The organism is Methylobacterium sp. ARG-1 (assembly GCF_001262595.1).
Lineage (GTDB): Bacteria > Pseudomonadota > Alphaproteobacteria > Rhizobiales > Beijerinckiaceae > Methylobacterium > Methylobacterium brachiatum.
The window spans coordinates 34,001-52,678 of record NZ_LHCD01000023.1; the positions used below are offsets into that span (position 1 = coordinate 34,001).

Annotated in this window: 20 protein-coding genes and 1 pseudogene; 9 read left to right on the forward strand and 12 right to left on the reverse strand. The window is 69.6% G+C overall.

Going from position 1 to position 18,678, the window contains the following annotated elements; genetic code table 11:
- Positions 1-122: 122 nt before the first annotated feature.
- The 7 genes and pseudogenes from AKJ13_RS19790 to AKJ13_RS31455 form a co-directional block, all read right to left on the reverse strand.
- On the reverse strand, positions 123-1,100 hold the full coding sequence (locus AKJ13_RS19790) for an ABC transporter substrate-binding protein (RefSeq protein WP_050734905.1): 978 nt from the start codon (positions 1,098-1,100) through the stop codon (positions 123-125).
- A 177-nt stretch (positions 1,101-1,277) separates the two neighbouring features.
- Positions 1,278-1,982: an NUDIX hydrolase gene (locus AKJ13_RS19795; protein ID WP_050734906.1), complete on the reverse strand. Its 705-nt coding sequence runs from the start codon at positions 1,980-1,982 to the stop codon at positions 1,278-1,280.
- A complete protein-coding gene (locus AKJ13_RS19800) occupies positions 1,975-2,859 on the reverse strand; it encodes a PhzF family phenazine biosynthesis protein (protein ID WP_050734907.1) in 885 nt (294 codons plus the stop codon). The genes AKJ13_RS19795 and AKJ13_RS19800 overlap by 8 nt, the downstream gene beginning before the upstream one ends.
- 326 nt (positions 2,860-3,185) lie before the next feature.
- On the reverse strand, positions 3,186-4,034 hold the full coding sequence (pdxY, locus tag AKJ13_RS19805; protein ID WP_050734908.1) for a pyridoxal kinase PdxY: 849 nt from the start codon (positions 4,032-4,034) through the stop codon (positions 3,186-3,188).
- 193 nt (positions 4,035-4,227) lie between these two features.
- Positions 4,228-4,812: a hypothetical protein gene (locus AKJ13_RS19810; RefSeq protein ID WP_050734909.1), complete on the reverse strand. Its 585-nt coding sequence runs from the start codon at positions 4,810-4,812 to the stop codon at positions 4,228-4,230.
- 218 nt (positions 4,813-5,030) lie between these two features.
- Positions 5,031-5,156, reverse strand: a pseudogene (locus tag AKJ13_RS32730) (pyridoxal kinase); the annotation flags it as partial.
- A 124-nt stretch (positions 5,157-5,280) separates the two neighbouring features.
- Complete coding sequence (locus AKJ13_RS31455) at positions 5,281-6,288, reverse strand: hypothetical protein (RefSeq protein ID WP_144426313.1); 1,008 nt, start codon at positions 6,286-6,288, stop codon at positions 5,281-5,283.
- A gap of 364 nt (positions 6,289-6,652) precedes the next feature.
- Here AKJ13_RS31455 and AKJ13_RS19815 point away from each other — a divergent pair, with 364 nt between their 5' ends.
- The 6 genes from AKJ13_RS19815 to AKJ13_RS19840 all read left to right on the forward strand — a co-directional run bounded on the left by AKJ13_RS19815 (position 6,653) and on the right by AKJ13_RS19840 (position 11,196).
- Positions 6,653-7,174, forward strand: a complete 522-nt coding sequence (locus AKJ13_RS19815; RefSeq protein ID WP_050734910.1) for a DedA family protein — start codon at positions 6,653-6,655, stop codon at positions 7,172-7,174.
- Positions 7,175-7,190: 16 nt separating this feature from the next.
- On the forward strand, positions 7,191-7,976 hold the full coding sequence (locus AKJ13_RS19820) for a cobalamin-binding protein (protein WP_050734911.1): 786 nt from the start codon (positions 7,191-7,193) through the stop codon (positions 7,974-7,976).
- Positions 7,977-8,088: 112 nt separating this feature from the next.
- Positions 8,089-8,595: an MmcB family DNA repair protein gene (locus AKJ13_RS19825; protein ID WP_050734912.1), complete on the forward strand. Its 507-nt coding sequence runs from the start codon at positions 8,089-8,091 to the stop codon at positions 8,593-8,595.
- A 128-nt stretch (positions 8,596-8,723) separates the two neighbouring features.
- The gene (locus AKJ13_RS19830) at positions 8,724-9,140 is read left to right on the forward strand and encodes a putative toxin-antitoxin system toxin component, PIN family (RefSeq protein WP_050734913.1); all 417 of its coding nucleotides are present in this window, start codon (positions 8,724-8,726) and stop codon (positions 9,138-9,140) included.
- Positions 9,141-9,146: 6 nt separating this feature from the next.
- On the forward strand, positions 9,147-9,392 hold the full coding sequence (locus tag AKJ13_RS19835) for a hypothetical protein (protein WP_050734914.1): 246 nt from the start codon (positions 9,147-9,149) through the stop codon (positions 9,390-9,392).
- 193 nt (positions 9,393-9,585) lie between these two features.
- The gene (locus AKJ13_RS19840; RefSeq protein WP_050734915.1) at positions 9,586-11,196 is read left to right on the forward strand and encodes a Na+/H+ antiporter; all 1,611 of its coding nucleotides are present in this window, start codon (positions 9,586-9,588) and stop codon (positions 11,194-11,196) included.
- 25 nt (positions 11,197-11,221) lie between these two features.
- On the opposite strand, the gene AKJ13_RS19845 is transcribed toward AKJ13_RS19840, so the two are convergent.
- Together AKJ13_RS19845 and AKJ13_RS19850 are read right to left on the reverse strand one after the other, a co-directional pair.
- The gene (locus AKJ13_RS19845; protein WP_050734916.1) at positions 11,222-11,497 is read right to left on the reverse strand and encodes a hypothetical protein; all 276 of its coding nucleotides are present in this window, start codon (positions 11,495-11,497) and stop codon (positions 11,222-11,224) included.
- A gap of 143 nt (positions 11,498-11,640) precedes the next feature.
- Positions 11,641-12,099 carry a GNAT family N-acetyltransferase gene (locus tag AKJ13_RS19850; protein WP_050734917.1) on the reverse strand — a complete coding sequence of 153 codons (459 nt, stop codon included), beginning with the start codon at positions 12,097-12,099 and terminating at the stop codon, positions 11,641-11,643.
- 170 nt (positions 12,100-12,269) lie between these two features.
- On the opposite strand from AKJ13_RS19850, the gene AKJ13_RS19855 reads away from it, so the two are divergent.
- Positions 12,270-13,178 carry a glycine--tRNA ligase subunit alpha gene (locus AKJ13_RS19855; protein ID WP_050734918.1) on the forward strand — a complete coding sequence of 303 codons (909 nt, stop codon included), beginning with the start codon at positions 12,270-12,272 and terminating at the stop codon, positions 13,176-13,178.
- Between the two features lie 78 nt (positions 13,179-13,256).
- On the opposite strand, the gene AKJ13_RS19860 is transcribed toward AKJ13_RS19855, so the two are convergent.
- Positions 13,257-13,496 carry a hypothetical protein gene (locus tag AKJ13_RS19860; RefSeq protein WP_050734919.1) on the reverse strand — a complete coding sequence of 80 codons (240 nt, stop codon included), beginning with the start codon at positions 13,494-13,496 and terminating at the stop codon, positions 13,257-13,259.
- Positions 13,497-13,634: 138 nt separating this feature from the next.
- Between AKJ13_RS19860 and AKJ13_RS19865 the strand changes: the two genes are divergently transcribed.
- Positions 13,635-14,078, forward strand: a complete 444-nt coding sequence (locus AKJ13_RS19865; RefSeq protein ID WP_050734920.1) for a hypothetical protein — start codon at positions 13,635-13,637, stop codon at positions 14,076-14,078.
- Between the two features lie 93 nt (positions 14,079-14,171).
- Entirely contained in the window at positions 14,172-16,361 is a 2,190-nt protein-coding gene (gene glyS / locus AKJ13_RS19870; protein ID WP_050734921.1) for a glycine--tRNA ligase subunit beta, read from the forward strand.
- Between the two features lie 302 nt (positions 16,362-16,663).
- Here the strand turns inward: glyS and AKJ13_RS19875 are convergent, their stop codons facing one another.
- The gene (locus AKJ13_RS19875) at positions 16,664-17,344 is read right to left on the reverse strand and encodes an aldolase (protein ID WP_050734922.1); all 681 of its coding nucleotides are present in this window, start codon (positions 17,342-17,344) and stop codon (positions 16,664-16,666) included.
- Positions 17,341-18,348 carry a LacI family DNA-binding transcriptional regulator gene (locus AKJ13_RS19880; RefSeq protein WP_050734923.1) on the reverse strand — a complete coding sequence of 336 codons (1,008 nt, stop codon included), beginning with the start codon at positions 18,346-18,348 and terminating at the stop codon, positions 17,341-17,343. Before AKJ13_RS19880 ends, AKJ13_RS19875 begins: the two co-directional genes overlap by 4 nt.
- Positions 18,349-18,678 lie beyond the last annotated feature (330 nt).

The following is an 18,678-nucleotide window of genomic DNA, read 5'->3' on the forward strand; positions in this document are numbered from 1 at the left end:
GCGCGCCGCAGGGCGCCTCGGCCGGTGATCCGGACTGCAACGCAAACGTCCCGGGCACAGCGAAGCTCCCGTCGGCGCGGGCGAATTTTTGCGGTGCGATTTCGGGGCCGGCGGGGCCCGCCTCAGTTCGCGTTCGGGGCCGGCGCGGTGAAGCTGCGGTCGAGCACCCGGCTCACGTCGAGCCGCTTGCCCAGGATGCCGTAGCGCGTGGCGCGATCAGACGCCGCCTGGATCTCCGCTACCACCCCGTCATCGATCCCGATCGGGCTGGATTGCTGGGCGTCATAGGCCGCGCGCAGCACATCCTCGGGCATCCGGGTCAGCGCGGCGGTGCTCCTGGCGTAGCTGTCGAGATGGTCGAGGGACCACAGCCGGGCCTTGTTCAGGCGTTCCAGCAGGTCCTGCACGGCGGCGCGCTTGGTGGCGATGGCGCTGTCGGAGGCGACGATGACGGTGATGGTTGGCGTCAGGCCCTCGCCGTCGGCGATCACCCGGGCCTTGTCCTTCAGGGTCGCGAAGGAGACGTAGGGCTCCCACACCGCCCAGGCATCCACCGAGCCGGAGACCAGGGCGACCTTGGCGTCCACGGGGTTGAGGGCTGCGAAGGTGGCGTCCTCCAGCTTGATCCCCGCCGTCTCCAGGGTCGCGTCGATCAGGAACTGGCCCCAGCCGCCGCGGGTGCCGGCCAGGCGCTTGCCCTTGAGGTCGGCGGCCGAGCGGATCGGCGAATCCTGCCGCACCAGGATCGCCTGGCTCCGCGGGTCCGACCTGGTGCCGCCGATCGCCTTGATCGGGGCGCCGGCCGCGTAGGCGGTGAGCAGCGACAGGTCACCGGTATAGCCGACATCGAGGGCGCCGGCATTGAGCGCCTCCAGGATCGGCGCGGCGGCGGGAAATTCCGACCACGCGATGGTGTAGGGCAGGTCCGCCCCGTAGCCGGAGATCTCGAGCAGCGAGCGATTGCCGCCCTTCTGGTCGCCGACCCGCAGCACCACCGGCTCGGCCGCGCGCGACGGGACGGCGGACAGCGCGAGGGCGGCGGCGAGCCCGGCGGCCGCGCGCCGGCGGGTGAGCCGGGGGGCTTGGGAGCGGAGGGGCATGGGGCCTGTCGTGTTGCCCGGCGTCGCGCGCGCGCGGTCCAGCGGAGCGGCCAAGTCTAGGGAAGCGACCTGCGCGGACAAGGAAACGGTGATCCGTATTGGGTGCGCTTCGGGTGATGGTGTTTTGCGCGCTCGGCCCCCGCGAGAAGATCGGCCTCGTTGCCGGCCTTCGGTAGCCTAACCCCCGAAAGCATCCGTCAGATACGCCCGCACGAAGCCCGGCATCCGCGCTGCCTCGGGACCGCCGGGCCCGCGCGCCACGTGGATCCCGGCAAGCTCCGGCTCGGCCTCCCGGCGGTGATGGGCCGCGATCCGCGCGCACAGAGCCTCCGCCGGCTCCGGGAAGAGCACCGGGCGCAGGAAGGCCAACTGCCCCGCCCCGGCCAGCATCGCCCACTCCGTCGCGGCGCCCTCCGGCAGGGTGAGGCCGGTCTCCTCGGCGAGTTCCCGGGCGGCGCTGCCGGCGAGGTCGACCGCGTCGCCGCGCACGTCGTCGAGGTCCGGGGTGCCGCAGGGGAAGTAGAGCTGGCCGGCATTGGCCGTGTGGGCGCCCATCTCGCCGAGCAGCACGGCGCCGTCGGCGCTCCAGGGCACGATCGCCGCGAAGGCGTTGACCACGCCACCCTCCGCCCGCCCCCAATCCCGGTAGGCGATGAAGCTGGAATAACTCGTCGGAAACAGGTCGACCCGGGCGATCCCGGCCTCGACCGCGCAGGCGCAGCCGAGCAGCACGGTGCCGTCGAACATTCCGGGGCTGCGGGCGAGCCGCGCTTGCCAATGGTCGGCGATCGCTGCCGCGTTGTCCCGGGGAAACGGCCAGTCGTAATCCACGCGCCGGGCCGTGACGCCGGCGAGCCGGGTGATCCGGAAGCCCTCAGACACGCAAGGTCCCGTCCGACACGATCACGGCGGCGCCGCCGATCTCCACCGAGCGCAGGGCGCCGGAGTCCAGAGTGAGCTGGAGCGCGATATCGCTCGGCCGGCCCATGGCCTCGCCCTGGCGGATCGCCACGTCGTGGGTGCCCTCCCCCAGGGTCTCGAACTGCATCAGCACCCCCGCGAAGGCGGCGGCCGCCGAGCCGGTGGCCGGATCCTCCCGGACGCCGAGATGCGGCGCGAACATCCGCACCCGCCAGCTCTGGCCGGCGGCCTCGGGATCGGGGGCGTAGAGGTAGAGCCCGTCCGCGGCCTCGGGCCCCTGGGCGGGTTTTGCGGCGTCCAGCGCCGCCACCGTGGCGATGGGCACGCAGGTGAAGCTCGGGCCGACCCCGTGGCGGCTCGGGACGTGCCGGCCGGTGCCGATATCGCCGGGCTCCAGCCCGAGGAGCGGCGCCAGCACCGCCGGATCCGGCCCGTCGCCCAGGAATTCCGGCAGGGCCGGCAGCTTGAACCGCGCCCGCCCGCCGCTGCCGTCGGAGAAGGGCTCGACCACGCAGGGCACGATCCCGATCCGCTCCTCCAGGCCGAAGGCCCGGGCATCCCCCTGGGACGGCCCCTCCAAAGCCAGCAGCACGGCCGCGCCCACGGTGGGATGGCCGGCGAAGGGCAGCTCGTGCAGGGGCGTGAAGATCCGCAGCCGCGCCCGGTGGCGGGCCTCGCTCGGCGGCAGCACGAACACCGTCTCGGACAGGTTGAACTCCCCGGCGATCGCCTGCATCGCGGCCGTGTCGAGCCCCTCCGAGTCGAGCACCACGGCCAGCGGGTTGCCGGCGAGTTTTTGGTCGGTGAACACGTCGAGGGTGACGAAGCGGCGCGCCATCGTGTCGGTCCTCAAGTCGCGCGCGCCCGGCCGTCTGGCGGCCGAGGCTCCCGCTTTGCTACGCTGTGCCGCCGACCGATCGACCCGAGGTCGGGCGGCGCGGTGCGGGAAGCCTAGCCGAGTGCGGCACCGCTTCCCAGGCCGGAGTGCCCTGCCCTGCGCGACGCCCCGCCCACCCAATCCCCTCATCCTGAGGTGCCCGCGTCAGTGGGCCTCGCAGGAGCCCTCCAGGGATCGCGCGGCCGGCTGGAGCCCTCCTGCGAGGCCTCCGCTGCGCTCCGGCATCTCAGGATGAGGGCGATTGGGTTGGAAGGGCGCTCCGCCCCTCACACCGCCTCGACGGCAAAAACCTCGCTCGGATTCACGTACTCCTCCTGCGCGGCCACGGTGAGGATCTCCCGGGCGCCGGCTGCGGCGGTGCGCTTCAGAAGGCCGTAGACCGAGGCGGCGGCGGCGCCCAAGGCCGCCTCGGCCGAGCCGGTGCGGGCGTAGTGGACCAGGAACAGGGCCGCGATGCAGTCGCCCGCCCCGTTCACCGCGATGGCGAGCCGCGGGGTGCGGACCCGGAACACCCGGCCCCCCGCCCCGGCCAGAAGGTCGAGGCTGTCGGCCGGGGTGTCCGCGCAGAGCGCCGAGGTGACCAGCACCACCCGGGGGCCCCGGGCCTGCAGCGCCGCGATCGCCGCCCCGGCCTCTTCCAGGGTGCGGCTCGGCAGGCCGGTGAGCAGGCCGAGCTCGAACTGGTTGGGGGTGAGGATGTCGGCCGCCGGCACGGCGCGCTCGCGCAAAAAGGCCTCGATCCCCGGCCGCACGTAGACGCCCTCCGCGACGTCGCCGATCACCGGGTCGCAGCAATAGAGCGCCTGCGGGTTGGCCGCCCGCACGGAATCCACCGCCTCCAGGATCGCGGCCCCGATCTCGGCCGAGCCCATATAGCCCGACAGCACCGCGTCGCAGGCGGGGAACACCCCGCGCTCGCCGATGCCCCGCACCACGTCGCGGATCATCGCAGCCTCGAAGACCGGGCCGCGCCACGCCCCGTAGCCGGTGTGGTTGGAGAACTGCACCGTGTGGACCGGCCAGACCTCGACCCCGAGCCGCTGCATCGGGAACACCGCCGCCGCGTTGCCGACATGGCCGTAGGCGACGTGGGACTGGATCGACAGGACGTTCAACGCGGGTGATTCCCGGTTCCGTGGGAGAGCCGTTGCTGTCGGCGATCCGGGGCGCGGGCGCAAGCGCGGGGGCGCGGTTCAGGGCGGATGCTGGGGCCCTGGGCCGACGGCCCGCATCCGCCGGTCCTGCCCCATCGGGGTTCGGCTTGAGGCCGACAGGCGGCCCGGCGCCCCGCGGGAATCCGTGAGACGATCAGGGCGCGCGGCAGCTCATGGCCACCGTGGCCTGCGTGACGCTCAGCGCCCGGCGCCGCGTCTCCAGCGAGGCATCCGGCGCGTCCGAGACGGCCCCGGCCTCCCGCCGCAGGGTCGCGTCGCAGGCGCAGGAGCTGTAGCCGGCGGTGTCGTAGCAGGCGTCGTGGCGCATGCAGGCGGCGTCGAGGGCGTCGACCGGGGGCAGGCCTGCGCCGCGCTGGCCCTTGCCGCAGTAATTGCCGTGGAACAGGTCCTGCCCGGCCGCGACCTTGCCGAGATCGCCCTTGGGCGGCGCCGGCGCCTCCGCCTGCCCGCTCGGGTTGAGGTCGTTGGCCGGACCGCCCGCCTTGGAGCCGGAGGACCGCAGCGTCTTGGGGATGCCGGAGCGCTCGCCGGGCTCGTTGAGGGCCTCGCCCGCCCGCCCGTTCGGATCGGACAGGTCCGGCAGCGGCGGCGGCGGCCCCGGGCGGGGCGCGTCCGCCTCCAGGGTCGTATACGCCTCACCGGCCCCAGCCTGCGCCCGGACGTGCTGCGGGACGGCCAGGAGCGACAGCCCGAGGAGGACGAGAAGGGTGGGTCTCACGGCAAGCTCCCGAATGTGGAGCCAGCAATGCGACGCGCGACGGTTCCGTTCCGAAGTTGGTCTGCGCAGCGGGGATGGGATGGGGGCGTGCTGCGTGGTGGGGCCGAGGCCGGAGAGGCCGCCAGCGCGACGCTCCCGGTGCCGCACCGTCCGCGCCCGCCGATGTCCCGGACCGTGGCGCTGATTGTTTCCGCGTCGACGACCGGGCGTCAGTCGTGATGGTTTGAGAACGGGACGATGTGGACCGGCCAGACCTCGACCCCGCGCCGCTGCATCGGGACCATCGAAGCGGCGTTGCCGAGTGGGCCATAGTCGACGTCGGACTAGATCGACAGGGTGTTCAATGCCGGTGATTCTCGGATCGCGGGGGAGAACCGCCGCTGCGGGCGACATTGTCCTAGAGCTCGGTTTAAGACATAGCCTGCATATCTAGCGGTAAATTTGAAAAATTAATTTATCGATATCTTGTCAGGCGCCATCGGGATTAAATAAATCCGTTTGCCTAGTAGTGCGCGCGGGAACGAAGCGCATAACCTTTTTAATTTTGTAAGTTGGTTGTTTAGGATTATTGTCGGAGTCATAATGTGTGGTTATTTCCAGCACAACTTGGTACGTATCGCCTGATAATGCGCCGCCCCTTTCCAGTGCATCTTGTGCAATTGTTGTCTCGGTAATGTCTGCGTGTATGGTTTCCAGCCCAAGTCGAAACCGCCAGTTTGTTGCGCTTGCATCGTATACTGGCGAATAAACGCTTAGCCATGCGGGTGTTTCTTCAACGTCTGGCTCGTTGACCTCTTTGCTTTCTTCTATTCCCTTCACACAAGACGCGGCGATATTGGCAACCTCTTCGGGTGTAAAATCTTCCGGCGTATCCTCTTCATCCCCAGAAACACGCCTTGTCTCAAATCCATCATGCCCTAGTGGCAAGAAAGCATCCTGAGTTGCACGAAGCGCCTTTGGATTTTTTGATAGGCTATATATTTCTGGTGTCAGGCAAACGCTATTGCCGTTGCCTTTTATTGTAACTTTTGTAATTCCGCGTGGGTCAGATTCGACTGTTTCTTCTATAATATCTTGGCCTTTTTTCCAATCTAGATATTTCAAAAAACTTATGTAGCCTGTGGCAAGCCCAACTCCATACAGCGGACCTTTCAGAAGGCCGATCCATTCAAGTATTTCTTTCGCGGTTTTTACTTGATCCAGCCCGAGCAATTGCTTGATTTGATCGTAAAATCCAACGATCAGTTCAAAATTTATGTTAAAGCATTTGTGCTCAAAATCTGAGACAACTAAAACTTTAGTTGTGGATTTTTTGCCATTAAACTCTGTATTAGCTTCGCGCAGCAGTCGGCCAAATGCCAGCAGCGCTGGCGCCAAGTTCCGGACATCAATAGAGTGGTCGTCCGCACGAGAGGGGCCGTCGTAAGCAACCGAGAACTCCTGCCGGCTCATCGGCACGTCCTCGGCTTGAGCCATTTGTACTCCTCCTTCACAGACAGCGAAGAGTGCAAATCGCGTTTAAGTTGTCCATCCATGGCGTGGCCGGATTGAGCAGGAAGCTTAACCGCTGTGACAAAACTGCTGCAGGCTCCTTAGGGAGTTATCTATAGCACGCGAACAAATGATGAACAAACTGGCGGGTTGCCGACCCCTGCAACGCCGGCTCTGGATTTGCCGTCGGTAGCAAGAACAATCGCAAAGGGCGATTAATCAATATGTTAGGTTCATAGGCTGGTGCTCCCGCCCCTACTCCTAAGCCAAGTTCAATCACCCAAAACCCTTGTCCCCCGCCCGTCCCCACCTCAGATGGGGCGGGTCGCCCCGCCGCCCCCCGAGCCCGATGGACATCGAAGCCCTGCGCACCTCGACCCTCGCCTTCGTCGAGGCGCACAAGGTCTGGACCCCGCTGATCGCCGGGGGGCTCGCCTTCTGCGAGTCGATCGCGATCCTGTCGCTGTTCGTGCCGGCCACCGTGATCCTGGTCGGCATCGGCGCCCTGGTCGGGGGGGCCGACATCCCGCTCTGGCCGGTGATCGGCGCGGCCGCGCTCGGCGCTTCCCTGGGGGATTGGCTCTCCTACGAGGTCGGGCGCTGGGTCGGGCCGGGCGCCCGCACCAAGTGGCCCCTGCGGCGCTATCCCGACCTCGTCGCCAAGGCGGAGGCCTTCATCGGCCGCTGGGGCATCGCCGCGGTGGCGCTGGGACGCTTCTTCGGGCCGGCCCGGGCCCTGGTGCCGCTGCTCGCCGGCACCCTCGGCCTGGCGCGGCTGCCGTTCCAGCTGGCCAATGTCGGCTCGGCCCTGGTCTGGGCCTTCGTGCTGCTCGCCCCCGGGGCCGGGCTGCTCACCTGGCTCGACCGGTGATCCGGACGGCCCGCTGATGCGCCGCTTCCCGCCGGAGCGCATCGTCTGCCTCACCGAGGAGACCGTCGAGACCCTGTACCTCCTGGGTGAGGAGGACCGGATCGTCGGCGTCTCGGGCTACGCGGTGCGCCCGCCCCGGGTTCGCCGGGAGAAGCCCCGGGTCTCGGCCTTCACCAGCGCCGACCTCCCCAAGATCCTGGCGCTGGCGCCGGACCTCGTCCTGGCGTTTTCCGACCTCCAGGCCGGGATCGTCGCCGACCTGGCCCGCGCGGGTATCGCCGTCCACCTGTTCAACCAGAGGGATGTTGCCGGCTGCCTGGCGATGGTCCGCACCCTGGGGGCCCTGGTCGGGGTCCCGGAGCGGGCCGAGGCGCTGGCGCAATCCTTCGCAGCGACGCTGCAGGCGGCGGCCGAGTCTGCGAAGGGACGGCCCAGCCCGCGCGTGTATTTCGAAGAGTGGGACGCGCCGATGATCTCCGGAATCGGCTGGGTCTCCGAGTTGATCGGCTATGCCGGGGGCCGGGACGTCTTCCCCGAGCTCGGTCGCCAGCCGGCCGCGAAGGACCGGATCGTCACCCCAGAGCAGGTGATCGCCGCCGCCCCCGAGGTGATCCTCGCCTCCTGGTGCGGCAAGAAGGTCAATATCGACCGCATCCGCGCCCGTCCTGGCTGGGACGCGATCCCGGCGGTGCGCGACGGCCGGATCCACGAGATCAAGGCGCCCCTGATCCTCCAGCCGGGCCCCGCCGCCCTCACCGACGGGCTCGCCGCGATCCAGGTTTTTTTGGGACTAAACCCTTGATTTGAACGGGTTGTTTTCGCCGCGATCCGGGGGCGATGCCGCGCCGCAGGTGACGGGCGCGGCACGATTCGGCAGGATGTCCCGATTCGACACAGGCGCATCCCGGCCCCGCATGCCCGCTTCCCTCGGCCTCCCCGCCCTCCCGGCGGACGCCATGATCCTGCCCCCCGACCGGCGGCAATCGCCCACCGCCCTGCGGATCCAGCGCGGCGTGCGCCGCCTGTTCTCAGAGATGGGCTGTGTCACCCTGCCGGAATTCTCCCTGGTCAACGGCCGCCGGGCCGACGTGATCGCCCTGTGCGGCGCCGGCCGGCTCACCATCGTGGAGATCAAGTCGAGCGTCGCGGATTTCCGCGCCGACCGAAAGTGGCCTGATTACAGGGACTTCTGCGACCGGTTCTTCTTCGCCATCCCCGAGGACGTGCCCGAATCCCTGATCCCGGAGGAATGCGGCCTGATCGTCGCCGACGGCTACGGCGCTGGCATCCTGCGCGAGGCCCCCGAGCACCCGCTCAGCGGCCCCCGCCGCAAGGCCGTCACCCTCCGCTTCGCCCACAGCGCTGCCCGCATCCTCCACGCCCTGGCCGATCCCGGGGCGGTGCGGGAAGGGGCGCTCTGAGCGCGAGCATCGTCCCGGAGGGTGGTTTCCGGCTTGCGGAAAAAACAAGACGCAGCAAAGACCTGGCGCCTCGTGCCGGTGCCGATATCCGGCGCTAGCCTGAGGGCCGCACCGACGCGGCCCCGTTCATGCGCCTGGTTCTCGACACCAACATCATCGTGGCGGCGTTGCGCAGCCCGTCGGGCGGGTCGGCCGCGCTGCTGCGCCGGATCCGGGCCGGCGAGATCCGGATGCTGCTCAGCGTCCCGCTCCTCCTGGAATACGAGGCCGTCGCCCTGCGGCCCGAGCATCTGCAGGCGGCGCGGATCTCGGCGGCGGATGTCGTCAACGTCCTCGACGTGCTGGCCCTGTTCGCCAAGCCCGTTGCGATCCATTGTCTCTGGCGTCCCCGCCTGCGGGATCCGGCGGACGAGATGGTGCTCGAAGCGGCGGTGAACGGGCGTGCCGACGCGATCGTCACGTTCAACAAGGCGGATTTCGGAGCCGTTCTCGATGTCTTCGGGATCGCGGTCGCCAGTCTGGGCGACATCCTGAGAAGGAGCTGATGAGTCATGGATGGCGGCGTCACGGTGCATCTCCCACACGCGTTGACCGACGCGGCCGAGCGGATCGCGCGCGAAGGCGGCACGACGCTGGACCAATTCGTCGCGACCGCCGTGGCCGAGAAGCTTTCGGCGATGAAGTCCGGTGCGTTCCTGGCTGAACGCGGTGGACGCGCCGATCAGGCTGCCTTCGATCGCTTCATGAACCGGCCGGACGGCCTCCCGCCGGCACCGGAGGATCGCTGGTCAGACTGAGCGTCGGCCCTCGACGGAAGCCGTTACGCTTCCAAGGCCTGCGCGATTGCGAATCCATCCGGCGGCCGGTCGGGAATTTCGATGGATAAGAGGTTTCGGACGATCGAGATCGGCAAGACGGTTCGGCAACCGTAAGAAACCGGATTAGAACGGCCACGCTTAGCGGTTCTTCCGCGCCGAGACTGATCCATCGATGACATCCGTTGCCCTGTTCGAATTGATCCTCGCGCTCCTCGGGGCGGCCCTGTTGCTGTCTCTGGTGGCCGGGCGGCTCGGATTTCCCCCGGCCGCCGCACTGGTGCTCGGCGGGATGGCGCTGGCGGTGGCGCCGGGCCTGCCGGCTTTCGATCTTGATCCGGACCTGATCATGGTCCTGTTCCTGCCGCCGCTGCTGCTCGAATCGGCCTATTTCACCGTCTGGCGCGACTTCCGGGCGAGCCTCGGCCCAATCCTGTCGTTGTCGCTGGGCGCCGTGCTGTTCACCACCCTGGTCGTCGGGCTCGTCGCCCACGCGGTGGTGCCGGCCTTGCCCTGGGCAGCCTGTTTCGCGCTCGGCGCCATCGTGTCGCCGCCGGACGCGGTCGCCGCCAAGGCGGTGCTGGCCCGGGTCGCCCTGCCCCGCCGGATGGTCACGGTCCTGGAGGGCGAGAGCCTCGTCAACGACGCGTCGGGCCTGGTGCTCTACCGCTTCGCCGTCGCGGCGGCGCTGACCGGCAGCTTCAACGCCTGGGCGGCCGCGGGCAGCTTCACCTGGCTGGCGGTGGCGGGCGTCGCGGTCGGGCTTGCCTGCGGCCTGGCGGTGGACGCGCTGGTGCGGCGCCTGCGCGACGCCAACGCCGTGACGGTGCTGAGCTTCCTGGCCTCCTACGCCGCCTATCTCGCCGCCGAGGAGATCCACGCCTCCGGGGTGCTGGCCGTGGTGGCCTGCGGGCTGATGATGGGCGGGCGCGAGCACGAGACCTTCGACGCCCATGTCCGGCGCCACGCCGTGGCGGTGTGGGAATTCGTGGTGTTCGTGCTGGAGGCCCTGGTCTTCGTGCTGATCGGCCTGGCCCTGCGCGGCGTGCTCGCCCGGACGGGGGGCGAGCTCGGGCCGCTCGCCACCGGCCTGCCCCTGGCGGTCACCGTCACGGCGGCCTGCGTGGTCGCTCGGCTGCTCTGGGTCTTTCCGGCCGTCTACCTGCGGCGGACCCTGTCGGCGCGGGCGCGCGCCCAGGAGCCCCGTCCGGATCCCCGGGTGCCGCTGATCATCGGCTGGGCCGGCATGCGCGGGGTGGTGACCCTCGCCGCCGCGCTGGCGCTGCCGGTGGATTTCCCGGGCCGTGACGCGATCCTGGTGGCGGCCTTCGCGGTGATCCTGTTCACAGTGCTGGTCCAGGGCACGACGCTCGGTCCGCTCATCCGGCGGCTGCGCCTCGACCCGCATCAGAGCCTGCCGGAGGGCCATCTCGACGCCGCGATGGCGCGGGTGGTGATGAACCAGGCCGGGCTCGCCGCCCTGGAGCGGCTGGTGTCGCCCGGGTCCGGCGCGCTGCAGCATCCGCGCCTGGTGGAGGATTATCGTCGGCGGGTGCGGGCGTCGTCCCGGGACCGCGACGAGCGCGGGGCGCTGGCTGCCGAGAAGACCGAGCATTTCGCCGCCGCGCTGCTGGCCGTGCGCTCCGGTCGCTCGGCGCTGATCGCCCTGCATCGGGAGAACCGCATCCATAGCTCGGTGCTGCGGGCGCTGGAGGGGGAGATCGATCTCGAGGAACTCTACCTGAAGCGTCTCGCGGGTGAGGCGCCGGCGCACGGCGCGGCCTGACCAGCCGCGCCTGGGGCTGCTCCCCTCAGCGGGTGGTGCAGGCGTCGGACGGGGTGCCGTAGCCGCTGTAGACGACCCGCACCTTGCGTAGGCAGGGCGCCGCCTCCCTGGGGGCCGCCACGGGGGAGACCTCCACCGGATCGACCCGCAGGGTCGCCGTGACGGTCGGCTCCTCCGGGGTCGCCAGCGCGCGGCTGGCGCTCATCACAAACGGTGTGGCGGCCATGGCCGAGACGGCGATGGCGGCCAGGACGGCGAGGTTCTTGCGGCCGAAATCGTGAAGCGTGCGAGCCTGTTGCATGATCGCTGGTCCGTCGTGTTCGGCCCGCGGACGGTGCCGAAATCCCCTGTTTGCGGCGATAACTTGGCCGCGAACTTGACGGTTCCCGCTATGCTCCGAAAACAGTCGGGCCTGCGTGCTTCGGCGCACGCCCGCTGCTGATGTCAGAGGTTCTTGCGGTATTGGATGAAGCCCGACCGCTCCGCGATCCGGTCGTAGAGCAGCATCGCGTCGGTATTGGTCTCGTGGGTCAGCCAGTGGACGCGCGAACAACCGGCGGCGTTCGCGGCTTCGTAGACATGCGTGATGAGCCGGCGCCCGATTCCTGCGCCGCGGGCAACATCCGCCACGAACAAATCCTGGAGGTAGCAGTAATCGCCGATCGTCCAGGCCGAGCGATGGCGGATGTGGTGGACGAGCCCGACCGCCTCCCCGTCGCGCCAGGCCAGGGCGCCGTCGACCGGCTCGGCCGGATCGTTGAGGCGGCCCCAGGTGCTCTCCGTGACCACCTCGGACAGGTCGACCTTGTAGAAGGCCTGGTAGCCCCGCCACAGCGGCAGCCAGGCCGCCCGGTCCCCGGGGCCGATCGGGCGGATCTCGATTCTGTCCGGACTGGTGGTCACGATCCGCGTCTCCCGCGCTGCATCGGGGGAAGCTGACCATTGTCCGTCCTCCGAGCGCAAGGGGAGCCGGGCATGCCGAAGGGGCCTTCGTCTTGCACCCCCCGCCGCCCGCACCTAAACCGGCCCGCCGACACACAGACCCGCCCCGCATCGCCGAGCCTTCGCCGCCCATGTCCCAAAAGAAATCGTTCCAGGGGCTGATCCTGACGCTGCAGGAGTTCTGGGCGGCGCAGGGCTGCGTGATCCTTCAGCCCTACGACATGGAGGTCGGCGCCGGCACGTTCCATCCGGCGACCACGCTGCGCGCCCTCGGTCCCAAGCCCTGGAAGGCGGCCTATGTCCAGCCGTCGCGCCGGCCCAAGGACGGCCGCTACGGCGAGAACCCGAACCGGCTCCAGCACTATTACCAGTTCCAGGTGATCCTGAAGCCGAACCCGCCGAACCTCCAGGAACTCTACCTCGCCTCCCTGGACGCCATCGGGGTCGACCTGAAGCTCCACGACATCCGCTTCGTCGAGGACGATTGGGAGAGCCCGACGCTCGGCGCCTGGGGCCTCGGCTGGGAATGCTGGTGCGACGGGATGGAGGTCAGCCAGTTCACCTATTTTCAGCAGGTGGCGGGCTTCGAATGCGCCCCGGTGGCCGGCGAGCTGACCTACGGGCTCGAGCGGCTCGCCATGTATGTCCAGGGCGTCGAGAACGTCTACGACCTCGACTTCAACGGCGCCGAGGGGGCCGACCGGATCACCTACGGCGACGTGTTCCTGCAGGCCGAGCAGGAATATTCCCGGCACAATTTCGAGGCGGCCGACACGGCGATGCTGTTCCGCCAGTTCACCGACGCGGAGGCCGCCTGCCGGTCCTATCTCGATGCGGGTGCGCCTGCCGCCGAGACCGACCGCCACCGCATGGCGCAGCCGGCCTACGACCAGTGCATCAAGGCGAGCCACGTCTTCAACCTGCTCGACGCCCGCGGGGTGATCTCGGTCACCGAGCGCCAGAGCTACATCCTGCGGGTGCGGGAACTCGCCAAGGCCTGCGGCGCGGCGTGGCTCAAGACGGCGGCTGGCGGGGCTTGAGGGTGAACCGCGGCCCGGGGAGGCCTCAAAGCGGGTAGGCGGTGCAGAAGAAGCGCCGCGGATCGCCGGCCACAGCCGTCAGGCCGCCCGCAGCGCTTCCGCGCGAACCGTGGCATTGCCCACCACGGGCTCGTCGAACTCGACCTCGTGGGCTTCGCCACCGGCCCAGATGCCCACGATCGTGCCTTCCGTACCGGCCGGAACCGTGACGCCGTCGTCGGCCTGTACATCGCGCAGCACCGCGATCACGCTCAGCTCGGCGAAGGCCGGCCGGGGCGTCACCGGATCACGAGACTGATACAGCGTGTCGAACGACATGCCGCATCATGTGCGTTGGGCTCGCATTCGCGCAAGTGCCGCCAGGGCCGTCGCCAACGGAGCCGCTTGAGCCCTCGCGCGTTGCAACCCCCGCCAACCGGCGCGCTCCGGCGCGTCCGCAGACGCGGGAATCCTACGATGAAACAGATCCTCCTCGCCCTCGGCGTCCTCGCGTTCGGCCTCGGCCCGGCGCTCGCGGCCGATCCCGGCCCGGAGGCGGTGGTCAAGAAGCTCTACGCCGAGCCGCACCCGAATCACTCGGCCGTCTACACCAAGCGCCTTCAGGGCCTGTTCGATGCCGACGCCAAGCAGGCCAACGGCGCCACCGGCAGCCTTGATTTCGACTATCGCCTCAACGGCGAGCCTGTGAAGCCCGATACCGTGAAGGCCCTCACCTTCAAGGAGGCCACGGAGGGCACGGACCAGGCGAAGGTCACGGTGGAGCGCAAGGGCGGGGACGGCTCGAAATCCATCGTCTACGACCTCGTGCGCGAGGACGGGGCCTGGCGGGTGTCCGACGCCCACGCGATCGGCGACCGCAAGTGGCAGCTCACGACCATCCTGAAGGGCGAGGCGCACTGAACGCGCCGTTTCGGCAACGCGCGCGCTGAGGATCGACACGAGTCCGATCCGCCGACCCTCGACAGGCCTGCGGCGCGGCGATATGGCCGCGCCATGCCCGACCTCCTGCTCGAACTCCGCTCGGAAGAGATCCCCGCCCGCATGCAGCGGCGCGCGGCGGAGGATCTCAAGAAGCTCGTCACCGACGCCCTGGTCGAGCGCGGCTTCCTGTACGAGGGCGCCAGGGCGTTCTCGACGCCGCGCCGCCTGGCCCTGCACATCGCCGGCCTGCCCGCCCGGGGCGAGGCCGTCCGCGAAGAGCGTCGCGGCCCGCGGGTCGGCGCCCCCGAGGCCGCAATCCAGGGATTTCTAAAGAGCGCCGGCCTGTCGAGCCTCGACGAGGCGCAGAAAATTACCGATCCGAAAAAGGGCGAGTTCTTCCTCGCGGTAATCGAGCGCCCAGGCCGCGAGACCCTGGACGTGCTCGCCGAGCTCCTGCCCGAGATCATCCGGAATTTCCCCTGGCCGAAGGCGATGCGCTGGGGCGCGGCCTCGGCCCAGCCCGGCGCCCTGCGCTGGGTGCGCCCGCTGCAATCGATCGTCGCGACCTTCGGGCCGGAGACCGAGACCCCCGAGGTCGTGCCGTTCGCGGTCGGCGGCATCGCGGCCGGGACCGTCACCTACGGCCACCGCTTCCTGGCCCCGGGGCCGATCGAGGTCCGACGGTTCGACGACTACATCCAGGCCCTGGAGCGCGCGAAGGTCATCCTCGACGCCGACCGGCGCAAGGACGTGATCCTGCACGACGCCCGCGACCTCGCCTTTGCGCGCGGCCTCGACCTCGTGGAGGACGAGGGCTTGCTGGAGGAGGTGGCCGGTCTGGTGGAATGGCCGGTGGTGCTGATGGGCTCCTTCGACGCGGCCTTCCTCGACATCCCGGCCGAGGCGATCCGGGCGACCATCCGGGCGAACCAGAAGTGCTTCGTCCTGCGCAAATCCGGCTCGGAGGATCTGGCCCCCGCCTTCATCCTGGTCTCGAATCTTGTGGCCTCCGACGGCGGCCAGGCGATCACCGCCGGCAACGAGCGGGTGGTACGGGCGCGCCTGTCGGACGCGAAATTCTTTTGGGAGACCGACAAGGCCACGAAGCTCGAGGACAGGCTGCCCAAACTCGGCTCCATCGTCTTCCACGAGAAACTCGGCACCCAGGGCGAGCGGATCGCCCGCATCGCCGCCCTGGCGAAGGAGCTGGCGCCCCTGGTCGGCGCCGACCCGGCTTTGGCCGAGCGCGCCGCCCGCCTCGCCAAGGCCGACCTCGTCACCGAGATGGTCGGTGAGTTCCCGGAGCTCCAGGGCCTGATGGGCCGCAAATACGCGGCGCTCCAGGGCGAGCACGGAAGCGTCTGCGCGGCCATCGAGGAGCATTACAAGCCGGTCGGCCCCTCCGACCGGGTGCCGAGCGATCCCGTCTCGATCGCGGTGGCGCTCGCCGACAAGCTCGACACGCTCGCCGGCTTCTGGTCCATCGACGAGAAGCCGACCGGCAGCAAGGATCCCTTTGCCCTGCGCCGTGCCGCCCTCGGCGTGATCCGGCTGATCTTGGAGAACGGGCTTCGGTTGCCGCTTGCCGGCTCCGTCTTGCCCGATGCCTTCGACGCACAACCCGCAGGCCGGATGGTCGCGATCTTCGATCTTTCGGGTGGGATCGAACGCATCGAAGCCGAGCTCTCGGCTCTGCCCCCCGATACGAATTTGCTCGCGAATCCGCAGATCGCCGACCTCCTCGGCTTCTTCGCCGACCGTCTCAAGGTCTATCTCCGCGATCAGGGCGCCCGCCACGACCTGATCGACGCCGTCTTCGCCTTGCCCGGCCAGGACGACCTGCTGATGGTGGTGCGCCGGGTCGAGGCGCTGGGCCAATTCCTCGACACCGAGGACGGCAAGAACCTGCTGGCCGGGGTCAAGCGCGCCTCGAACATCCTGCGGATCGAGGAGAAGAAGGACGGCCGCGCCTACGATGCCGCGCCCGATTCCGCCCTGGCGGCCTCCGGCGAGCCGGCCGAGCGGGCCCTCGCCGAGGCCCTGGCGGGCGCCGCCGCGACGGCGTCACAGGCCATCGCGAGCGAGGATTTTGCCGGGGCGATGCGGGCGCTCTCGACCCTGCGCGCGCCGGTCGACGCCTTCTTCCAGGACGTGACCGTCAACGCCCCCGACCCGAAGCTGCGCGAGAACCGCCTGCTGCTCCTCAACGCGCTGCGCGCCGCGACCCGGGCAGTGGCGGATTTCTCGAAGATCGAGGGGTAGCGGCGGCCGTCCCATCCCTCCCCACATCCTGAGGCGCGAGTGCAGCGAGCCTCGAAGGAGGGCCCCAGGGATCGCGCGGCCGGCTGGAGGGCTCCTTCGCGGCGGCTGCGCAGCACCTCAGGATGACGGGGATTGGTCGGAGGCCGCGCAATTTCCATGCGATCGCTGAGCGCTTCTCCCGCCATTGCGAGCGCAGCGAAGCAACCCAGTGTGGCGCCGCGCTCGGCGATGACGCGCTGCCCTGGGTCACTGCGCTAAGCGCGTGATGACGGTGAGGCCGAACCCTTTAAGCGGAGGTCCTCTCACCCGTGATCGTGCCCGGCATGATCCTCCACCGCCGGCAGGGTCAGCCCGAAATGGCTGACGAGATCCGCCACCTGCCCCGGGCTCAGCTGCCGCGGGTTGAGGTTGCGCAGGAGTAAATAAAGCTTGGCGGTCTCCTCCAACTCCTCGGTGGCGAAGACTGCGCCCTCCAGGCTGTCGCCGGCCACCACCGGGCCGTGATTGGCGAGCAGCACCGAGCTGTACCGGCCGGCGAGCCCCCGGATCGCGTCCGCCACCGCGGGATCGCCCGGGCGGTAATAGGGCACCAGCGCGGTGCCGCCGGTGCGCATCAGGTAATAGGGGGTCAGGGGCGGCAGAACCTGGCGCGGGTCGATCTCCGGCAGCATCGAGACCGCCACCGCGTGGGTCGAGTGCAGGTGCACGATCGCCTTGGCCTCGCCTCGGCTCTCGTAGAGCGCATTGTGCAGCGGGATTTCTTTCGTCGGCTTGTCGCCCGAGACCAGCCGGCCGTCCGCGTCCAGCCGCGAGATCCGGGCCGGGTCGAGGAAGCCCAGCGACGCGTTGGTCGGCGTCACCAGCCAGCCGCCATCGGGCAGGCGCAGCGAGATGTTGCCCGACGAGCCCGGGGTCAGGCCGCGCTCGAACAGCGAGCGGCCGTAGCGGCAGATGTCTTCACGCAGCCGGCTCTCGTCGCTCATGCGGTCGCTCCCTCGATCAACTCGAATCCGAGATCGATTCTTTTTGGACCTTCACCGATCAGGCAGGCGGCGGCCTGCCGGCCGATCTCCAGGCGCGGGGTGCGCACCGTCGACAGGGGCTGGGGCATCGCCGCCGCGAAGTCGAGCCCGTTGAAGCCGAACAGGGCGATCCGCCCCGGCACGGCCAGGCCCGCCGCCAGGCAGGCGAAGTAGCCGCCGAGCGCCATGTCGTCGTTGGAGAAGTACACCGCGTCGAGGTCCGGATTGCGTGCCAGCAGCGCCTCCAGGCCCGCCCGCCCGGAGCCCGGCGAGGACGGCCCGGGCCGGATCTCCTGGGCCTGGAGCGCCAGGCCGGCTTCACCCAAGGCGGCCTCGAACCCGGCCAGCCGCTTGCCCGCCCGCAGGTCCACCTGCAGGTCGTGGCCGAGATAGGCGATGCGCCGATATCCCCGGGCCACGAGGTGCCGGGCGCTCGCCGCCCCCACCGCCCGGTTGGAGAAGCCGACCACGGCGTCGATCCCCGCCCCGTCCGTGTCGATCATCTCGACCACGCGCACGCCCCCGGCCTTCGTCAGGGCCACCGTCCCGGGATTGTGCTCCAGCCCGGTGAGCAGCAGCGCGGCCGGGCGCCAGGATAGGAGCGCGGCGGCCAACGCCTCCTCCCGGTCCGGGTCGTAGTCGCTCACCCCGATCACGCAGCGGATGCCCGCGGCGTCCAGCGCGCCGGTCAGCCCGCGCAGCAGGTCGGGGAAGACCACGTTGGCGAGCGACGGCACGATCACGCCGGCGAGCTGGGCGCTCGCCCCCGGTCCCGCGAGGCTGCCGGCCAGCCGGTTCGGCACGTAGCCGAGCCGGGCCACAGCCTCCGCGACCCGCTCGCCGGCGCGTTTCGAGTAGGAGCCATGGTTGCGCAGGACCCGCGAGACCGTGCTCTCGCCGACCCCCGCCTCGCGGGCGACGTCGGTGAGCGTCACGAGCCGCCCCGGCGGCTGGAATCCGTCCATCTCCCGGCCTTTTCGTGCCTCTTCCGCTCCTCCCAACCACGCCCTCATCCTGAGGTGCCCGCATCAGCGGGCCTCGAAGGAGCCCTCCAGATGTCGGCGTGGTCCCTGGAGGCCTCCTTCGAGGCCTCCGCTGCGCGTCGGCACCTCAGGATGAGGGGGTTGGATCGGATGCAGGTCTCGCGTTCGGCGGCGCCTTATCCCCGACATAGCCCCCTGCATTATTCCGCACAACCGGATTGGCAGCGCTGCCAAAAGCCGCTACAGCCCGCGCCAGCGCCGCCGGAACGAGCGGTGAAGACCATTCCCGGACCGCCCTGCGACGCGGCCCGG